Source organism: Mycolicibacterium holsaticum DSM 44478 = JCM 12374, from assembly GCF_019645835.1.
Taxonomy (GTDB): domain Bacteria; phylum Actinomycetota; class Actinomycetes; order Mycobacteriales; family Mycobacteriaceae; genus Mycobacterium; species Mycobacterium holsaticum.
The window spans coordinates 489,417-506,417 of the sequence record NZ_CP080998.1 but is presented as its reverse complement, the minus strand read 5'-3'; the positions used below and the strand labels follow the sequence as shown (position 1 = coordinate 506,417).

At 65.4% G+C, this 17,001-nt stretch carries 18 protein-coding genes; all 18 read right to left on the bottom strand.

From position 1 onward, the window contains the following. Nucleotides 1-16 precede the first annotated feature (16 nt). Entirely contained in the window at nt 17-634 is a 618-nt protein-coding gene (locus tag K3U96_RS02500) for a hypothetical protein (protein ID WP_220691967.1), read from the bottom strand. Nucleotides 635-765: 131 nt separating this feature from the next. Beyond that, nucleotides 766-1,365 (bottom strand): sigma-70 family RNA polymerase sigma factor, encoded by a 600-nt coding sequence (locus tag K3U96_RS02495; RefSeq protein ID WP_220691966.1) that lies wholly within the window; start codon nt 1,363-1,365, stop codon nt 766-768. Nucleotides 1,366-1,417: 52 nt separating this feature from the next. Continuing rightward, nucleotides 1,418-1,918 (bottom strand): DoxX family membrane protein, encoded by a 501-nt coding sequence (locus K3U96_RS02490; RefSeq protein ID WP_220691965.1) that lies wholly within the window; start codon nt 1,916-1,918, stop codon nt 1,418-1,420. Continuing rightward, the gene (locus K3U96_RS02485) at nt 1,915-2,187 is read right to left on the bottom strand and encodes a DUF6510 family protein (RefSeq protein ID WP_220691964.1); all 273 of its coding nucleotides are present in this window, start codon (nt 2,185-2,187) and stop codon (nt 1,915-1,917) included. The genes K3U96_RS02490 and K3U96_RS02485 overlap by 4 nt, the downstream gene beginning before the upstream one ends. A gap of 17 nt (nt 2,188-2,204) precedes the next feature. After that, nucleotides 2,205-2,942 (bottom strand): ferredoxin reductase, encoded by a 738-nt coding sequence (locus tag K3U96_RS02480; RefSeq protein WP_220691963.1) that lies wholly within the window; start codon nt 2,940-2,942, stop codon nt 2,205-2,207. A gap of 3 nt (nt 2,943-2,945) precedes the next feature. Then, on the bottom strand, nt 2,946-3,545 hold the full coding sequence (locus tag K3U96_RS02475; protein ID WP_220691962.1) for a molybdopterin-dependent oxidoreductase: 600 nt from the start codon (nt 3,543-3,545) through the stop codon (nt 2,946-2,948). 40 nt (nt 3,546-3,585) lie between these two features. Continuing rightward, on the bottom strand, nt 3,586-5,316 hold the full coding sequence (ctaD, locus tag K3U96_RS02470; protein ID WP_220691961.1) for an aa3-type cytochrome oxidase subunit I: 1,731 nt from the start codon (nt 5,314-5,316) through the stop codon (nt 3,586-3,588). Then, complete coding sequence (tal, locus tag K3U96_RS02465; RefSeq protein WP_220691960.1) at nt 5,313-6,458, bottom strand: transaldolase; 1,146 nt, start codon at nt 6,456-6,458, stop codon at nt 5,313-5,315. The genes ctaD and tal overlap by 4 nt, the downstream gene beginning before the upstream one ends. Beyond that, a complete protein-coding gene (locus K3U96_RS02460; protein ID WP_220691959.1) occupies nt 6,455-6,610 on the bottom strand; it encodes a hypothetical protein in 156 nt (51 codons plus the stop codon). Before K3U96_RS02460 ends, tal begins: the two co-directional genes overlap by 4 nt. Then, the gene (msrA, locus tag K3U96_RS02455) at nt 6,603-7,148 is read right to left on the bottom strand and encodes a peptide-methionine (S)-S-oxide reductase MsrA (RefSeq protein WP_220691958.1); all 546 of its coding nucleotides are present in this window, start codon (nt 7,146-7,148) and stop codon (nt 6,603-6,605) included. Before msrA ends, K3U96_RS02460 begins: the two co-directional genes overlap by 8 nt. After that, nucleotides 7,145-7,624 carry a peptide-methionine (R)-S-oxide reductase MsrB gene (gene msrB, locus K3U96_RS02450; protein ID WP_220691957.1) on the bottom strand — a complete coding sequence of 160 codons (480 nt, stop codon included), beginning with the start codon at nt 7,622-7,624 and terminating at the stop codon, nt 7,145-7,147. The genes msrA and msrB overlap by 4 nt, the downstream gene beginning before the upstream one ends. A gap of 34 nt (nt 7,625-7,658) precedes the next feature. Beyond that, the gene (locus K3U96_RS02445; protein WP_220691956.1) at nt 7,659-8,435 is read right to left on the bottom strand and encodes an SDR family NAD(P)-dependent oxidoreductase; all 777 of its coding nucleotides are present in this window, start codon (nt 8,433-8,435) and stop codon (nt 7,659-7,661) included. Nucleotides 8,436-8,623: 188 nt separating this feature from the next. Continuing rightward, nucleotides 8,624-9,079, bottom strand: a complete 456-nt coding sequence (locus tag K3U96_RS02440) for a DUF5709 domain-containing protein (protein WP_220691955.1) — start codon at nt 9,077-9,079, stop codon at nt 8,624-8,626. Between the two features lie 82 nt (nt 9,080-9,161). Further along, complete coding sequence (locus K3U96_RS02435; RefSeq protein WP_220691954.1) at nt 9,162-10,151, bottom strand: NAD(P)/FAD-dependent oxidoreductase; 990 nt, start codon at nt 10,149-10,151, stop codon at nt 9,162-9,164. Further along, on the bottom strand, nt 10,151-10,615 hold the full coding sequence (locus K3U96_RS02430; RefSeq protein ID WP_220691953.1) for a hypothetical protein: 465 nt from the start codon (nt 10,613-10,615) through the stop codon (nt 10,151-10,153). The genes K3U96_RS02435 and K3U96_RS02430 overlap by 1 nt, the downstream gene beginning before the upstream one ends. A gap of 627 nt (nt 10,616-11,242) precedes the next feature. Beyond that, on the bottom strand, nt 11,243-13,534 hold the full coding sequence (locus K3U96_RS02425; RefSeq protein ID WP_220691952.1) for a winged helix-turn-helix domain-containing protein: 2,292 nt from the start codon (nt 13,532-13,534) through the stop codon (nt 11,243-11,245). 323 nt (nt 13,535-13,857) lie between these two features. Further along, on the bottom strand, nt 13,858-14,010 hold the full coding sequence (locus tag K3U96_RS02420; protein ID WP_220693715.1) for a hypothetical protein: 153 nt from the start codon (nt 14,008-14,010) through the stop codon (nt 13,858-13,860). Between the two features lie 74 nt (nt 14,011-14,084). Continuing rightward, on the bottom strand, nt 14,085-16,871 hold the full coding sequence (locus K3U96_RS02415) for an ATP-binding protein (RefSeq protein ID WP_220691951.1): 2,787 nt from the start codon (nt 16,869-16,871) through the stop codon (nt 14,085-14,087). Nucleotides 16,872-17,001 lie beyond the last annotated feature (130 nt).

Sequence of the window (17,001 nt, the reverse complement as noted above, 5' to 3'; positions counted from 1 at the left end):
GGCTGGTTATCCAGCCCTACGCAACTTGCAACTTCGCCACCTGGTCGTTGAAGGCTTTCACCACGGCGTCGACCATGCCGGGGGTCAGGTTCCCGTCGGGCTGCCAGTACAGCGCACGCACCAAGACACCGCGGTAGAGCCCGGCGGCTACAACCGAGGGATTTATCGGCGGTGGCGAATTCAGGCGCATCGCGACGGCCCAGTCGGGTAGGTCCGCCGCGTCCACCCGTTCGGCAGTCGCCGTCACGGAGTTGGCGGTGTCGACGATGGTCCCGCACTTGTTCACGATGCCGGCCAGGTCGGGGCGTTCGGGCGTCAGCAGAACGTCGACCGTCATCGTCCATTGGTCTCCGCCGGCCACGGCCTGACCGATCTCGGTGAAGGGCACCTGCCCGATGAGGGCAGAGCATTCTGGTGGCTGCGACGGTATCGCGGACCGTTCGAAGCGGGAGACCCCGCTGCTGAACTGGCCGTCTTGCACGGGTGGAAACGCCGTCTCATCAACCAGCATGGCGTCGGTCAGGGTAGTGATATCCGGCTTGCCGACGGCCTGGCGGGCAGGCTGGCCGACGCCGGGTGAGGAACAGCCGAGCGTGCCTCCTGCGGCAACCGCGACCACGAGTCCTGATGTCATCCACTGCCGAAGCCCCATGCGTCCCCCACGAGAAAACAAGCCCCGCCGCCGAACAACGGGCGGTTCGCCCAGTGAACAACACCGCCGACGCCGGTGGTCGCATTTCCTTGCGAACGCGCGTGTCCTGGCGCTCAGGCCCCGTCGTGCTGGCTGGCTTGCAGAAGGGTTCGCAACCGTTCACGGCCCCGGTGCAGACGTGACATGACGGTGCCCTCGCAGCACGCCATAATCTCGGCGATCTCTCGGCAACGGAAGCCCGCGACGTCGCGGTAATAGATCGCCAGTTGGAACTGCAGCGGCAACGTCGCCAACGCGGCGGCGATCTCGCTATCGCCCAACAACTCCAGTGCATCCAGTTCGGCCGATCGTGCCCCGTGTGAGGTGTGTCGGTCCTGGGCGGCCAGTTGTCGGTCGGTGATGTGGTCGCTGAGGTACTCGCTCGGTCGGTGTTGCGCACGGCGCAAACCGTTGATGTACGTGTTGGTCATGATGCGAAACAGCCATCCCCGAATGTTGGTGCCATCGGCGAAGGTGTGGAATCCGGAGTAAGCCCTCAGCATGGTTTCCTGCACCAGGTCTTCGGCGTCCACGGCGCTGCCGGTCATTCGGCGGGCGCGGCTGTGGAGATGGCTCATATGTGGCAGCGCGTCGTTGACGAACCGTGCCGTGAGCTCTGGATCACGCGATGCCAGCGGCGATTTCCATTTCGCTTGTGCGTCAACATTTGCCATGGACACATGCTGGCGCTGTTCGGGGTGAGTTGTCGTCGTCCGGTCTGTCGATTCACCCGGGTGAATCCGCGCCGACGGGTGTGCGCCCGCTTACGAGCAAACGGTCGAGACTGAAGGTGTGGCTCGCCGGCGGCGTCAGCGTGAGCAGTAGCGCCGCCGCGGCAGCAGTGAAAACCGATGCGCTCAGTGGGGTCTCGAAGCCGGAAAAGACGAACATTGACACGGCGAACACAAGCAGCGTCGCAGCGCTGCCGAGTGCCGCCCACCGAATCTTCACCCCGACGAGCAGGGTGACGCCCAGCAGAACCTCGATGACGGTAACGCCCCAGGCCGTAGCAGTGACCGATGCGGTAGGCAAATACGGGGCAAGGGTCTGCACATACCGGGTGAACGCGTCGAAGTTTCCCCAGCCGACCTGGTTGGTCCCGGCGTCTCCCCAAAGCCCGAAGCGATCGGCTACGGCCGACAGGAACCCCGCTGCGAGCGCTAGTCGTGCGAAAACGGTTGCTGCTGTGCAGATCATCGACCTGGTGCCATTGAAGGGCTCGGTCACCGGGCTGGCAGGGGGATGCGCCAAGACTGGGTGCCTCGCAGGTCCAGCCACACCACGGTCGGGGTCTGCACTAACCGGGCCAGTATGTGCTCGCAGCCTGGGCAGCGCGCCACGATGCCGGGAGCACGTTCATAGACGTGGCTTTCGGCGAAGGCTGCGGCGCGACCGCAGCCTTCGCACGTCAGCATCGCGGTGGTGACGTCGAAGCCCAGGATGTCGGTGAAGGCTGCCGCGACGGCGTTACCGTCGACGTGTATTGGTGCGGTCATTGCTCGTACTCCTTCGATCAGCCACTTGGCCCGAACCGCTCGGTCCTGATGACCGATGGTGAATACCCCTGCCCGATGAGCTTGTTGGTCACCGCCTCCACGAAACCTGTTGGGCCGCAGATGTAGGCGCGCACATCTTTGGGTGGTGCCCACCCGGGCACCACCAGGTCACCAACATCCACACGGCGCGGCGGTCTGGCTGCCGGCGGCGATATCCGGGTGTAGACGACGGCGACCTGCAGCCAGTCACAGTCACGTTCGAGCTCGGCCAACTCCTTGGCGTAGTACACATCGGCGGGCGTGCGCACCGAATAGACCAGCCGGAACTCGGCGCTACCTACCGATATCCGTTGCCGCAGCATGGCCATCAGCGGCACGATGCCCGATCCTCCCGCGACCAACAGCACCCGGTCCTCCTCAGCAGGCCGCCAGACAAACCAGCCGCCGATGGGGCCACGGAGTTCGATCATGTCGCCGGGACGCATTCCCATGAGATAGGGCGACACCTCCCCGTCGGTGATCTGCTGCACGGTGATCTCGATGCGCTGGTAATCAGCCGGTCTGCCAAGCGAATAGCTACGTTGCGCGCTGTACCCGTCCTCGGCGGTCAGCTTCAGGTCGATGTGCTGGCCGGCCAGGTGACCGCCCCAGCCGGGTACGGAAAGCCCGATCGTGCGCGCGGATTCGGTCTCGGGTGTGGAGTCCACCACCCGCGCGACCCGCCACTGCAGCTTCGGTGCCAACGCGTCGTCCACGAGTCAGTCTCCGGAGTAGCGTTGTTCCCGCCACGGGTCGCCGTAGTTGTGGTAACCGAGGTGCTCCCAGAATCCGGCGGTGTCGCTGTCGTGCAGCTCGATGGAGCGCACCCACTTCGCGGATTTCCAGAAGTAGAGGTGAGGCACCAGCAGGCGCGCCGGTCCGCCATGGATGGGCGCCAGCGGTTCGCCGTCGAAGCCGTAGACGATCCAGGCTTTACCGCCGGTGAGGTCGGCCACGGGGATGTTGGTGGTGTATCCGCCGTAGGAGCCGACCAGTGCGAAGTCGGCTACGGTGTCGATTGATTCGAAAAGCGTGTCGAGCGCGACGCCTTCCCAGTGAGTGTCCAGCTTGGACCAACTGGTGACGCAGTGGATGTCGACGGTGATGTGCTCGCTGGGGAGTTCCTGAAGCTGGGACCACGTCCAGCCGTGTTGGGCCCCTATCTCGTTTCGGATGGTGAATCGCCAGTCGTCGAGTTCGATGCTCGGCGTCGGTCCTGCTTGCAGGACCGGGAAGTCCGCGGTCAGATGTTGGCCCGGGGGCAGCTCGCGGGGTGATTCGTCGCTTCGCCTGCGAAACCCCTTGTTGACGATGGTCATTGGCGCTCCTTGTTGTAGTGATGAGCTATGCGTAGGTATTTCAGGTGAGCGCCGCGTCATCGTGATGCGGCTCGCCGCGACCGAGGCGGACGTGGGATTCGGCGCGTAGCCGCTCGATCATGTGGGGGTAGTGCAGTTCGAACGCGGGCCGTTCCGAACGGATCCGCGGCAGTTCGGTGAAGTTGTGCCGCGGCGGCGGGCTCGATGTCGCCCACTCCAGCGAGTTGCCGTAACCCCACGGATCGTCGACGAGCACCGGTTCCCCGTAGCGCCAGCTCTTGAACACATTCCACCCGAACGGCAGCACCGACACCCCCAGGATGAACGCACCGATCGTGGAGGCCACGTTGAGCGTGGTGAACCCGTCGGAGGGCAGATAGTCGGCGTAGCGGCGCGACATGCCGGCCGCGCCGAGCCAGTGCTGCACCAAGAACGTGGTGTGAAAGCCGATCAGGGTCAGCCAGAAGTGCAGCTTGCCCAACCGCTCATCCAATAGCCGTCCGGTCAGCTTGGGGAACCAGAAATACACCCCGCCGTACGTGGCGAACACGATCGTGCCGAACAGCACGTAGTGGAAGTGCGCCACCACGAAATAGGAGTCAGTGACGTGGAAGTCGACCGGTGGGGACGCCAGCAGCACGCCGGACAGACCACCGAGCAGGAACGTCACCAGAAACCCGACCGAGAACAGCATCGGCGTCTCGAACGTCAACTGGCCCCGCCACATGGTGCCGATCCAGTTGACGAACTTGATCCCGGTGGGCACCGCGATCATGAACGTCATGAACGAAAAGAACGGCAGCAGCACCGCACCGGTGGCATACAGGTGGTGCGCCCACACCGCGATCGACAGCGCCGCGATGCTGATGGTGGCGTACACCATCGTGATGTAGCCGAACACCGGCTTGCGGCTGAAGACCGGGATGATCTCGGTCACGATGCCGAAGAACGGCAACGCGATGATGTACACCTCGGGATGGCCGAAGAACCAGAACAGATGCTCCCACAGCATGGTCCCGCCGTTGGCCGGGTCGAACACGTGGGTGCCCAGGTGGCGTTCGGCGGCCAGCCCGAACAGCCCAGAGGTCAGCAACGGGAACGCGACCAGCACGATCACGCTGGTGACCAGGATGTTCCAGGTGAAGATCGGTAACCGGAACATCGTCATTCCCGGGGCGCGCATGCACACCACCGTGGTGATCATGTTGACCGCGCCCAGAATGGTGCCCAGGCCGCCCACGATCAGACCCAGAATCCACAGATCCCCGCCCGCGCCCGGGGAGTGCATCGCGGTCGACAGCGGGGTGTAGGCGGTCCAGCCGAAGTCCGCAGGCCCGCCGGGGGCAGCGAACCCGCCCAGCGCGATCAGTGCGCCGAACAGGAACAGCCAGAACGACAAGGCATTCAGGCGCGGAAAGGCCACATCGGGGGCGCCGATCTGCAGCGGCAGCACGAGATTGGCGAACCCGAACACGATCGGGGTGGCGTAGAACAGCAGCATCACCGTGCCGTGCATGGTGAACAGCTGGTTGTACTGCTCATTGGACAAGAACTGCAGCCCCGGCGCGGCCAGCTCGGTACGGATCAACAGCGCCATCAGCCCGCCGATGAAGAAAAAGGCGAAACAGGCAACGCAGTACATCATGCCGATCAGCTTGTGATCGGTGGTCGTCAACAACTTGTAGAGCAGCGTGCCCTTGGGGCCCAGCCGGGCCGGGAACGGACGCTGCGGCGGCCGTAATGCTCCGATAGCGGGCGCGTGCGCGGTCAACGGTCCGGTTCCCCTTCGGGCGTGTGGGGTTGGGCGGCCTGTGCTGATGTGGAGTAGGCGTCGAGCAGTTCGCCCCATGCGGTGGCGAACTTGGCGACGCCGTCGTTTTCGAGCATCGCGAAGACATCGGCGAGGTCGACGCCGACCGCGCTGACGGCGTCGAGCACCGCCTGGGCGTGCCCGGCGGTGCCGGTGACGGAGTCACCGCCGATGACGCCGTGCTCAGCGAACGCCTCCAGGGTGTGCTCCGGAATGGTGCTCACCGTGTTTGGTGCGACCAGCGCGGTGATGTACATCGTGTCGGGGTACGCAGGGTTTTTCACCCCGGTGGATGCCCACAGCGGCCGCTGCACGTGGGCGCCACTGTAACTTAGTGCGGCATAACGTTGTCCGGCTTCGAACACGTTCTGGTATGCCGCGTACGCCAGGCGAGCGTTCGCGATCGCCGCCTGCCCCCGCAGGGCCCTCGCCGCGTCGGTACCGACCTCCGCCAGCCGCCGATCGACTTCGGTGTCGACCCTGGAAACGAACAGCGAAGCCACCGAGTGGATTGCGCTGAGGTCGCGACCGGCGCGTTGCGCGGCTTCCAGGCCGGCCAGATAAGCCGCCATCGCCTGGCGGTGGCGTTCGACGGAGAAGATGAGCGTCACGTTGACCGAAATACCTTCGGCCACTGTGGCGGTGATCGCCGACATCCCGGCCGTCGTGGCGGGAATCTTGATGAACAGGTTGGGTCGGTCGACGATCTTCCACAGCTCGACGGCCTGGTCGACCGTCGCGTCGGTGTCATAGGCCAGCCGCGGATCAACCTCGATCGATACGCGCCCGTCCACGCCGCCGGAGGCTTCCCACTGCGGGCGCAGCACGTCGCAGGCCGCGCGCACGTCGTCGGTGATGATGGTGCGGATCGCCGACTCGTCGTCGGCGCCGCGTTCGGCGAGTTCAGTGAGTTGCGGCGTGTAGGCCGTGCCGTGGGAGATCGCGTGTTGGAAAATCGTCGGGTTCGTGGTGACGCCGACGACGCTTCGGGTGTCGATCAACTGCTGCAGGTTGCCCGATGTCAGGCGGTCACGGGACAGATCGTCCAGCCACACCGACACCCCCGCCGCCGACAGCGCGCTCAAGGCCGGGTTCTGCGTCATCGCCGAGTTCCCTGCGGTTGACGTCCGCGAGCCCAGAAGTGCACCGCGAACGTCGCGACGACCAGTCCGATAACCGGCAGGTACGCGGCGGTGAGCATCTGCCGGTCGCGCGCCGGTATGCGACCCCGCCGAGCATCGGGGTGTTCAATCATGGCGGCTCCCCTCAAGCGTCGGCTGCGGGTCACCAGATCGGCTGGGGACAGCGAGTTTCCACTCCGGTCGCACGTAGTGGCAGGTGTATCCGCCGGGGTAGCGCTGCAGGTAGTCCTGGTGTTCTGGTTCGGCTTCCCAGAAGGCACCGGCCGGCGTCACCTCGGTGACGACCGCGGCGGGCCACAACCCGGAGGCGTCGACGTCGGCGATCGTGTCGAGCGCGATGCGCTTCTGCTCGTCATCGAGGTAGAAGATGGCCGACCGGTAGCTGCTACCGATGTCGTTGCCCTGACGGTTTCTCGTCGTCGGGTCATGGATCTGGAAGAAGAACTCCAGCAGCGCGCGGTAATCGGTTTGCGCTGGGTCGTAGGTGATTTCGACCGCCTCGGCGTGACCCGGATGATTCCGATAGGTCGGGTGGTCGTTGTGGCCGCCGGTATAGCCGACGCGGGTGGAGATCACTCCGGGCAGCGCCCGGATGAGGTCTTGGACGCCCCAGAAGCATCCGCCGGCCAGGATCGCGGTATCGGTGTTCATCGCAGCGGCTCCGTGAGTTCGGATCCGTCTGCGGTTTCGAACAGGTGTAGATACTTTCCGTACCCCTCGGCCTCGAGGTCGTCACGGTGAACGAAGCGCAGCGCCGCGGAATTGATGCAATAGCGCAGACCGCCGTCGGCGGCGGGCCCGTCGGTGAAAACGTGCCCGAGGTGGCTGTCACCGTGTCGCGAGCGCACTTCGGTACGCACCATCATGTGGCTGCGATCCGACTTCTCGACGATGTGTTCGCCGTCGAGAGGCCTGGTGAAACTCGGCCAGCCGGTACCGCTTTCGAACTTGTCGACCGAAGCGAACAGCGGCTCACCGGACACCACGTCGACGTAGATGCCGGGCTCGTGGTTGTCGAGGTATTGGCCGGTGAAGGGTCGCTCGGTGCCGCTTCGCTGGGTGACGTTGTACTGCTCGGGGGTCAACGCGTCGATCGCGGCCGGGTTCTTGTGGTAGTCGTGGCTCATTGATGCTCCTTGTGTGGTGAGTGCGCGAGCGGGTTCAGTTGCGGCCGGCCATGATGCCGCCGTCGACGTTGAGAATGGCGCCGGTGATCCAGCCGGCGTTCTCGGAGAGCAGGAACGTGATGGCGTTGGCCACGTCGGTCGGTGTGCCGACCCGACCCAGCGGGTGCAGCGGCGCGAACGTCTTCAGCGTGGCGTCGATCTCTTCTTTTGGGATAAACCGTTCGTAAAGCGGGGTTTTCACCACCGCTGGCGCGACGGCATTGACGCGGATCTGGTGGTCGGCCAGTTCGATCGCGAGGTTGTGGGTGAGGGCGTGCAGTCCGGCCTTTTGCATGGAGTAGACCGAGGACGGTGTCAGGCCGATGGCCTGATGCGCCCACATGGAGCCGATATTGACGATCGAGCCACCGGCACCGTTGGCGATCATGCCCGTGACCACCGTCTGGGTCAGGAAGAACAGCGCGTAGTTCAACTCTTGATACGAGTCGTAGACCTGGGCGTCGTAGTCCAGGAACGGTGTGGGGACGAAGAAACCGGCGGCGTTGACCATCAGCGTTGCGTCGCCGTGGTGCTCGGCCAACGTGTTCTGAACTTCGGTGACCACAGACCGGTCGGTCAGTTCGGCAGCGATGCCCCAGGCTTTCCCACCGCGGTCAGTCAGTTCGGCCACGGTGTTGTCCACACGATTCTTCGACCGTCCGATGACCACCGCGCTGCCACCACGGTCGACGACATCGAGTGCGGCTCGGCGTCCCATCCCGGCGCTACCGCCGACGACGACGATCTTCTTACCGTCGAACTGTGCATCCATACGGTGATCTGCCTTTCCCGAATCTCTTCAGCGGGTCTCCCGCGCTGAATGTTTGGCTGTACGGTCGGAAGTCAGCCTGGCCCGCCCACGGGTGAGCTGTCTTCACCCCGCGACACCATTCACCCGGGTGAGGGCGCAGCCCACGCAGTGTTCATCGATTGTTTGCGCTGAGCGGCTTTCCGAGGCGGTCACCACAGTTCCCACCGCCGGCTGGCGATGGTGTCCTCGTCGGCGATGACATGTATCGCCGCCTCCTCTGCCGACGCGGCTCCGCCGTCGATCCCCACATCGTGGGCGCGGTAATCAGACGTGGGATCGGTGGGGTCCAGGCCGACGGCGACAAGCCGCCCGGCGCGGTCGTCACCGACCTGGTCATCGACGGGCTCACCGTCGCTGTCAGCGCTGTCACCGATCCCGTCGCCGTCCCACCGATCGGTCACGTCGGGCACCTCGCGGGCCAACCGGCGCGCCAGGCTTTCATGGACGCGCGCTTCGTTGGCGGTCAGTCCCCAGCTGCCCAGTTCCCTCGGGCTTTCCGGGGGTGAATAGCCTTCGTCCAGGTCGATACCCGTCTGTTCTGAGTCAAGGCTTTCTTCTGGTTCAAGCAGATGGGCGGTGACGTCATCGAACTCAGAATTCTCCATCAGTGCAAACTCCGTTCCCTGCCGGCTTGTCTCGGTGAAAAAGGATGCCGCGCAACGGGGCGAGCCGTCCTCGCCCATCGAGTCATTCACCCGGGTGAGACGCACGCGGTCCTGACGACGAGGACAGTGGCTGTCGCAGCGTGGATCGAGCGAGCCAGCGCTGCGCGTCGAGCGCGGCTCGGCATCCGCTGGCCGCGGCGGTGACCGCTTGGCGGTACCGGCGGTCGACCAGGTCGCCGGCGGCGAAGACCCCATCGACGCTGGTCTGGGTGCCCTCGTCGCGGGTCACGACATAACCGCGGGCGTCGAGATCGACCAGTCCCACCAACAGATCGGATCGAGGGGCCTGACCGACGGCCACGAATACCGCGGCCAGGCCAATGTCGTACTCGACCGCGGTGCGCAGCGTGCGTAGCCGCAGACCGGTGACGCGGTGCCTGCCCGTGACCGCGAGCACTTCGGTAGATACCCGGACAGCCACATTGGGCGCAGCGCGTAGCCGGTCGACCATCGCAGCCGATGCGCGCAGGCGGGGTCGATGGTGGATGACGGTCACGCGGCGGGCCAACTGCGCCAGAAACAGGGCCTCCTCGAGCGCGCCGTCTCCCCCGCCCACGACGGCGACCTCGCAGCCGGCGAACCGGTGCCCGTCACGTTTGGCGCTGGCGCTGACGCCAAAGCCGCGCAGTTCTCGTTCGCCGGGCACGTTGAGCGCCCGGTCGAGGCCGCCCATCGCAAGGATCAGCGCGGAACTTCGGCGTATCTGCTGGTCGACCACGACCGCCTTGACCGCACCGTCGAGGTCGAATCCGTGTGCGTCACCGGCGTGGAAAGCCGCGCCGAACCGGTGCGCTTGTGCGCGCATCGCGCTGGCCAGGTCGGGCCCGCGCACGGGCTGCGGAAAGCCGGGGTAATTGGCCATCGGTCCTGCCGCCATGAGGGCACCACCGCACAGTTGGCCTTCGACGACCAGGGTGTCGAGTCCGGCTCGCGCGGCGTAGATCGCCGCGGTGTAGCCGGCCGGTCCTGACCCGACGATCATGGCGTCATGAACCCGCCCGGACACCTGCATCAAGGCGTAACGCTGTGCGCTGGCATAGCGGTGCTGTGTGGTTTGACGCGGTGCACCTGTGGGGAGCACGAGGCAATTGGTTCGAGTTGACGCGCCCGAATCTCGGCAAGTTGTGTCCGCAGCCGCGGTTCCTCAGGGCTGCCGACATACCCGGCCAGCCAGCGGCTGAGCGCATCGAGTACGTTCTCTGGCAATGTCATCCGGCAGGACGGAACCGCGTCGAGGATCCGGTTGATCACGAGATGGTATTCCTGGCAGCCTAATTCGACGAACGTCATGGTGCGGTCATGACCTGTCAGACAGTGAGCCGCCGTATCGGCGAGTAACCACGCCATATCAGCGTCGGAGACGATGGCCGGTTTGACCGTTGCCGATCGGCGGCCAACGGCGGACCCGGGTGTCTCCCGACGCATGCCGTGGGTATGCAGCCACGAGTTCATCCCGGCGGCCCACGTGTTCGGCATCAGAGGGTCACCACGGCTTGCAGGATGTCGGATACGTTTTCAAGCGTTCTGCCACACGATGGACATCGAGCGACCCGTTTGAACAGTCGCCGAAGAGCCGTCGGCTGTATCTCTTCGGCCACGCACTGCGCCGTGTACTCCAACGCATCTAGGTGATCCGCGCACACGAAACCGCAGGCGTTGCCGTACGCGTCGCAGTCGAAACGCCGGCAGTGCCCGACCATGTGGAATTCCACGTACGCCGCAACCGACAGATCGCAGCGGAACCCGTTGTCGAGAAATCCGAGCTCGCATTGCGCGGCACGTTCATCGCGCTCTACCGCGGCGCAAACAGCGCTGGGGCTATTCATTAGCAGAGCCCTGTTCGACGTTCGCACCGGCGCGGCGATCCGGTCTTAGCTTGTGAACCCATGTCCTGATTCCTTCCCGCACTTGACGAATCGCGACGGATGCGTCGTCGTGGTGTGCGGCAGCCATGCGCTTGTTGTGCGAATCTGGCGACGAGTAGGCCCACGGCTGCTTCCGCCAGACTTCCGGCGAACGGGGTGACCGGTCATCACCCTTAGCGCCTGTTCACCCGGGTGATCGGTGTGAAATTCGTGCCGCGGCGTGGTGGGATCGAGATGGTCAGAGCAGGCCGAGCTCGCGAGCGCGGGCCACCGCCGCACTGCGGGTCTCGACGCCCAGTTTGCGGTACAGCGCGCGTTGGTGGGTTTTGACGGTGTTCAGGGAGACATAGAGCCGCTGGCCGATCTCACGGCGCGACAATCGGGTGGCCAGCAGCCGCAGGACCTCGTGTTCTTTGGCGGTGAGCTCGTCGGTGTACGTGTCCACCCGGCTGCGGGGACGCACCGCGACGGCCTTGCTGGGCCGGGCCGCGATGAGCAAGGTCTGTGCCGCCCCGGCGTCTGCGCACCCTTGCAGCAGCACGCCCGCCTCGTCCCGGTTGGCCACCGCGGTGTCGTGTTCGCCGAGGTCCTCCAGGATCTTGGCGCTGACCAGCAGGGCCTTGGCGACTTCGAGGATTCCTGCGCTCTTACGGGCCAGGCTGACGGCGAGCCGGGCCGCGTCCGCGGCCGCAGCCCTGTCGCCGCGCACCTCGAGGACGGTCGCTGCGGCCAGCGGCACCATCGCATTGACGAAGTGTTCGTTGAGGATGTGGTCGCCGTCCGTCGGGTCAGACCCGAAAGCGGTGGCCAGGCGTATCTGGCGCTCGGCATCGGTGAGCTGACCGGATTCGGCCGCGATCAACGCGAGGTAACCCAACGCATAGCTCCTGCGGCGCCGGTCGCCGAACTTTTCGGCCAGCGCTACGGCTTGCCGGAAGGTCGCTTTCGCCTCATCGATGCTGCCCGAGAAGTACAGCGCGGAACCATAGACCGAGCAGGCAGCCGACTGGGCCTGCCCTGCGTCGTCGAAGTCGAGGGTGATCGCACGGCCAGCCGCCTGGAGCGCCGCGGCGAGGTCACCGGTCTTGAACGCGTGGGTCTCGCGCAGTGCGACAAGCTGAGCGTCGAGGCTGGGATACTCCATGTCGGCCGCCGCGGACCCGGCTTCGACCGTCTCAATCCACGAGCGCGCGTCGTCGAACTGGTTGACGGTCAACGCGATCCAGGCCCGGGCCGCGCTCAGGCGCGGATCTCGTGACACGGTCTCGCCGGGAAGGAGGTCGAGCCATCCGGAGATGGTGGACAGGCCCCCGCCGTTGAATTCGTTGACCCAGTCCGCGGCGATCAGATCCGCAGTGCGCTCGGTGTCGCCGGCCGCGGCCAGGTGGCGCACCGCCTCATCGACGAGATCCTCTGCCTCAAACCAGTCCGCGGCCCGCCGGTGCAGACCTGCGACCAGTTCGGGCTCGCTGCGATGTAGCTCGGCGCGCAGCAACTCCCCGAACAGGTGGTGATACCGGTACCAGTGACGCGACATGTCCAGCGGTACCAAGAACAGGTTCTCGCGGTCAAGCTTCTCCAAAATCTGTGCCGACCCGCTGCGTTGCAGCATCGCGTCACACAACGGACCGCTGAGTCTTTTCGAGACCGAAGTGCGTAGCAAAAACTCACGCATTTGCGGTGATTGGCCGTTGAGCACCTCGGCCATCAGATAGTCGACGATATGACGGTTATCGCCGGCGAACGTCCTGATGAACTCCGCGGGATCAGATCGGCCGGTAAGTGAGAGCGCAGCAAGGTAGAGGCCCGCAGCCCACCCTTCCGTCCGCTGTTGCAGCAGGTGAACGTCTTCGTCGGCCAGGTCCAACCCGAGCACGCTGTTGAGAAGTTGGGCTGCCTCATCTGCCCCGAAACACAGGTCTTGGCTTCGTATTTCGGCAAGATCGCCGCTGGCCCGCAACCGGGCCAACGGTAACGCCGGATCCGAGCGGGTGGCCAACACCAGGTGCAGATTGGCCGGCATCCGGCTGATGAAGAGTGCCATCTGCTCATGAACCGCTGCGTTGACCACGAGGTGGTAGTCATCGAGGACCAGGACCATCCGGCTGGCGAATGTGTCCAGATCGTTGAGCAGCCTGGGCAGGACGATCTGGAGAAGGTCGGCGCCCATCGTCAGGAGATCGACTGCGCGGGTCCCCACGCCCGGGCTGATCTTCTGCAGTGCCGCGATCACGTACATCCAGAACCACACCGGGTCGTTGTCCGAAGAATCCAGCGACAGCCAGCCGAATCGCCCGTCGGCGTCGGAGTCGGACACCCACTGCGCCAGCAAGGTCGTCTTGCCCCAGCCCGCGGGCGCGCTCAACAGCGTCAGTTTTTGGCGGCGCCCCGCCGACAGGACGGCGAGCAGGGCAGACCGGCGGACGAGCGCGCTTCCCACCGTGGGGACGTGCAGTTTGGTCGCAAGCAGAACTGCGCGCTCAGCGCCGTCTCCGGCACTGTCGTCGCTACGTCCGTCTGAGCTGACCACTGTTGAAATTGAATCAAATGCGTGCTGCGCGGTCGTCGCATGCGTATGCGTGCGTTGCTCCTGTGGGCCGGCCGGCCCGTATCCAGCCAACGGGCCACAGTGTTTCTCGTGGGCCGCGCTCATCCGGTGCGCAATCACCGTCTTCCTCCTCTTCGTCCCGTCGATGCATTGGCTCCTGCAACGACTTCTGCAACCCATGACACCGCCGCGCGGGCCTGGTGAACGTCTCAACGTGAGGTGAGTGGTCGTCTCAAAGTGAGACGTCGTGGGGCGTGGTGGGCCGGCCCGTCGTCGCCTTCGGGTAGCAGCCGAAGCCAGCACAGTCATGGCCGGCGCGACACCAGCGCGTACCCGCCGACGGCGAACACCACCGGCATCATGATCAGCATTCCGAGCACCGTGTTCATCGCCGTTCTTTCCGTTGTGCGGTTGCTCTGGGGCGCCGGTTCGGGCTTGGCGAGGAGTCCAAAGCTCACCGACTACGTTGCCGCGCCGGCATCGCCGCCACCATCGCCCAGCGGATGATCTCTAAGGGCGAACCGGTGTATGCCTAGGTGCCCATGTGCTGTCGCAGTTGTGCCCGCGAACTGATCCCGAGCTTGCCGAAGGCATGGTGGATATGTGTTTTCACCGTGTGCGGGGAGAGGTGCAGTTGCTGCGCGACGGAACGGTTGGTCGCGCCTTCGGCGATCAGGCTGATCACCTTGAGTTCGGCATCGGTGAGGCTCTCCCAACCCGTTCTCGCCCTCGGGCGCATGACAATGCGCCGCTCCACACCCAACCGGCGCAGCGCGCGGCCGACGCGGCGGGCATCGGCGATCGCCTCGCAGTCGGTGTAGGTGTCGAATGCCGCGTTCAACTGGTCGAGCGCCTCAGCGTTGCGTCGTGCACGACCGAACTCGATACCGGCGGCCTCGGCAGCGCTTGCGTAAAGAAGTGGCCGCGAGGACGAGTGAAGCGCGCGCGCCGACGCGGCCAACGCATCGTTATCGCGCTCGAGTAGGCCGCGGATGTGCCGCGCGACTGTCGCGAATAGCAGAACTGCCGGCCGCTCGTGCTCGAGCACGTCGACGGCATCCAGGAGACGCGCACGCAGGCCGGCATCACCCGCAGCTGACGCCACCCTTGCGGTCAAGGCCAGCTGATCCAGGACGGTCGGCAAGATTGGTGTCACAAGTAGCGGGATATCACCACCCAGCCACCGCGCCGCTTCGTGAATGTCGTCGCGCTGCCACGCCGCCAGCCCCAGCACCCCCGCCGCCCCGCGGCGCACGGCAGGCGAACCGTTGGAGTAGGCATCACGCGCTTCACTCACCGTCTCCAGCAACAACGTTCGGTCGTCGGTGTGCGCCGCCACCTCTGCCAGGGTGAACATGCGCATCGCCGTTACAAAGGTCGAGCCCGTTCGCTCCGGCGTCGGCAGCTTCTCGGTGATGGCGCGCGCAGCCGACAACCGGCCCGCAGCCACCTGCACCACCCCCGATGTCAGAGCCCAGATATGCAACGCCATGCCATCGCGTTCCCGTTGCGATTTCTCTGTGCAGGTCGCGATCAGGGCCGCAGCATCGTCCAACCGGCCCACCACGGCAAGCAGGTTGGCCAGGTGGCACGTGGCGAGGTTATGTGCCGTCATATCACCGGCAGGGGTCAGGCGTTGGAGTTCCTGAACACGACGCAGGGCGCGGGCTGGATACCCGTTCGCGCAGTCGAGGCAGGCAAGGGCTACTCCGGACAGCATGGTCGACTCGGGATCGCCTGAGGAGGCGGCGGCCGCCGCCTCCCTGGCTGCCGCGATGTCGTGTCCCTGTTGGCCATACATCGCCATGTTGTATGCCAGCCAAGCCCGATGGCGCGCCTGGGTGACATCACTGAGGTGAGGCAACTGAAGCGCGCGGCGGTTGTCCTCGATGTGTTGCGTTGTGGTATCGGTGATTGGCGTCCGGAGCCGGAGCAGTATTTCGGCTTCTTCTTCGGGGGCCAGCACGGCAGAAAGTGTGGTGCTGGCCAACCTTTCCGCCTCCTCGTACCGCGTGGCCCGATTTAGCAGCACGATCGTTTCCGTCACGAGTGGCGCGCGTCCTGAGTCCTGTGCGGGCTGGAGCTCTAACGCACGTTTGCTCAAATCCGACGCAGCGCTCGGATCGCTATAAGCCAGAGACCGTGCGGCGTCACGGAGTGCGGCAACCGCGGCTTGATCGCCGACCTCAGCGCTACGGGCGAGCTGGGTTGCGACCTCCTCGGGCGCCGCGCCCATCTCCAGCATCACGGTCGCCGATTGCCGCTCCATCGCTCGGCGCAGCGACTGGGGTAGAGATTGTCGTGTCGCTTCGCGCAGTAGATCGTGGCGAAACCTCATCTCGTCACCGTCTTCGATGAGCAGGTCGGCGCGGACTGCCTCTTCTACAGCCGATACCAGCGCGGCCGGTGGACGTTCCAGCATCGCGGCGAGCAGCCGGGCCGAGAACCGGTCCGGCAGCACTGCCGCTATCCGCACAACTTGGCTCGCCGGGTTGGAGAGCTGGTCAAGTCGTTGCTGCATGGTGTCGGTGAGCCGTCGCGGCAATTTGTCGCCCGTGGCGACCGCGCGGCCGCCGCTGATCTCGAGCCGGCCCTCCTCGTCGAGTCCGCGTAGCAGCTCCGCCAGCAGGAACGGGTTGCCGTGCGCCTTGTCGGCCAGGCTCAACAGCGACGCGTCGGCGTTGGACCGCACGGCGTCCTGCACGATGTCGGCGATCGCGCTCGGTGTCATGGCCCTCAACCGCAGAAACGTGGCCTCCTCGCGCTCCAGCGAATTCAACGTCTCGCGGACGGCCGGCCCTCCGGCGCCGGTGCGCACGGTAAGCACCCACAGCACCGGCGTTTCGGGCCGTGCGTCGGCCAGCGACCGTAGAGCAAGCAGGGTGGCGTTGTCGGCCCAGTGGATGTCCTCGAGGACGATCACCAGGGGTTTTCGGGACGCGGCCGCGTGTATGGCGGTCTGCAGATCGCGCACCACCCAGTACCGAAGATCAGCCGAGCCGCCCAAGCGGCGCAACGCCTCCGCATCGCCGACCGGGGGATCGGCGCGCAGGGTCGCCATGAACAGCGAGAAGAACGGCACCGTCTGCTGGTACTCGAACGCCTCACCGAATAGTGGCCGCACACCTGCCTTTTCGGCTTGCGCCAGCACCTCGGTCAACAAGCGGCTCTTCCCGATCCCCGGCGGTCCCTCGATGACCAGCACGCCCCCGCGCCCGCCGGCGACCGCCGCGACCAGCGCGCAGATCACGTTCACCTCGTCCGCGCGCCCCCGAATCGGAGGGATGCGAACCTTTCCTGACGCTCTCGCGGTGATCACCCGAAACACCGCCCGCCGACTGGCAGTCCCACCAACGGTTCAGAGATCTCCTCGTGAAGCGCGCTCACCAGGTGCCCGACCACGGTGTTTCTCCTCTTCGCTTCAACCATCGACTGTCCTCTGCGACGTA

Bases quoted from the DNA above. Each gene is read 5' to 3' on its own strand.
- K3U96_RS02500 (WP_220691967.1), bottom strand. From the start codon at position 634: ATGACATCAGGACTCGTGGTCGCGGTTGCCGCAGGAGGCACGCTCGGC.
- K3U96_RS02495 (WP_220691966.1), bottom strand. From the start codon at position 1,365: ATGGCAAATGTTGACGCACAAGCGAAATGGAAATCGCCGCTGGCATCG.
- K3U96_RS02485 (WP_220691964.1), bottom strand. From the start codon at position 2,187: ATGACCGCACCAATACACGTCGACGGTAACGCCGTCGCGGCAGCCTTC.
- K3U96_RS02475 (WP_220691962.1), bottom strand. From the start codon at position 3,545: ATGACCATCGTCAACAAGGGGTTTCGCAGGCGAAGCGACGAATCACCC.
- tal (WP_220691960.1), bottom strand. From the start codon at position 6,458: ATGACGCAGAACCCGGCCTTGAGCGCGCTGTCGGCGGCGGGGGTGTCG.
- K3U96_RS02460 (WP_220691959.1), bottom strand. From the start codon at position 6,610: ATGATTGAACACCCCGATGCTCGGCGGGGTCGCATACCGGCGCGCGAC.
- msrA (WP_220691958.1), bottom strand. From the start codon at position 7,148: ATGAACACCGATACCGCGATCCTGGCCGGCGGATGCTTCTGGGGCGTC.
- msrB (WP_220691957.1), bottom strand. From the start codon at position 7,624: ATGAGCCACGACTACCACAAGAACCCGGCCGCGATCGACGCGTTGACC.
- K3U96_RS02445 (WP_220691956.1), bottom strand. From the start codon at position 8,435: ATGGATGCACAGTTCGACGGTAAGAAGATCGTCGTCGTCGGCGGTAGC.
- K3U96_RS02440 (WP_220691955.1), bottom strand. From the start codon at position 9,079: ATGGAGAATTCTGAGTTCGATGACGTCACCGCCCATCTGCTTGAACCA.
- K3U96_RS02435 (WP_220691954.1), bottom strand. From the start codon at position 10,151: ATGCAGGTGTCCGGGCGGGTTCATGACGCCATGATCGTCGGGTCAGGA.
- K3U96_RS02430 (WP_220691953.1), bottom strand. From the start codon at position 10,615: ATGCCGAACACGTGGGCCGCCGGGATGAACTCGTGGCTGCATACCCAC.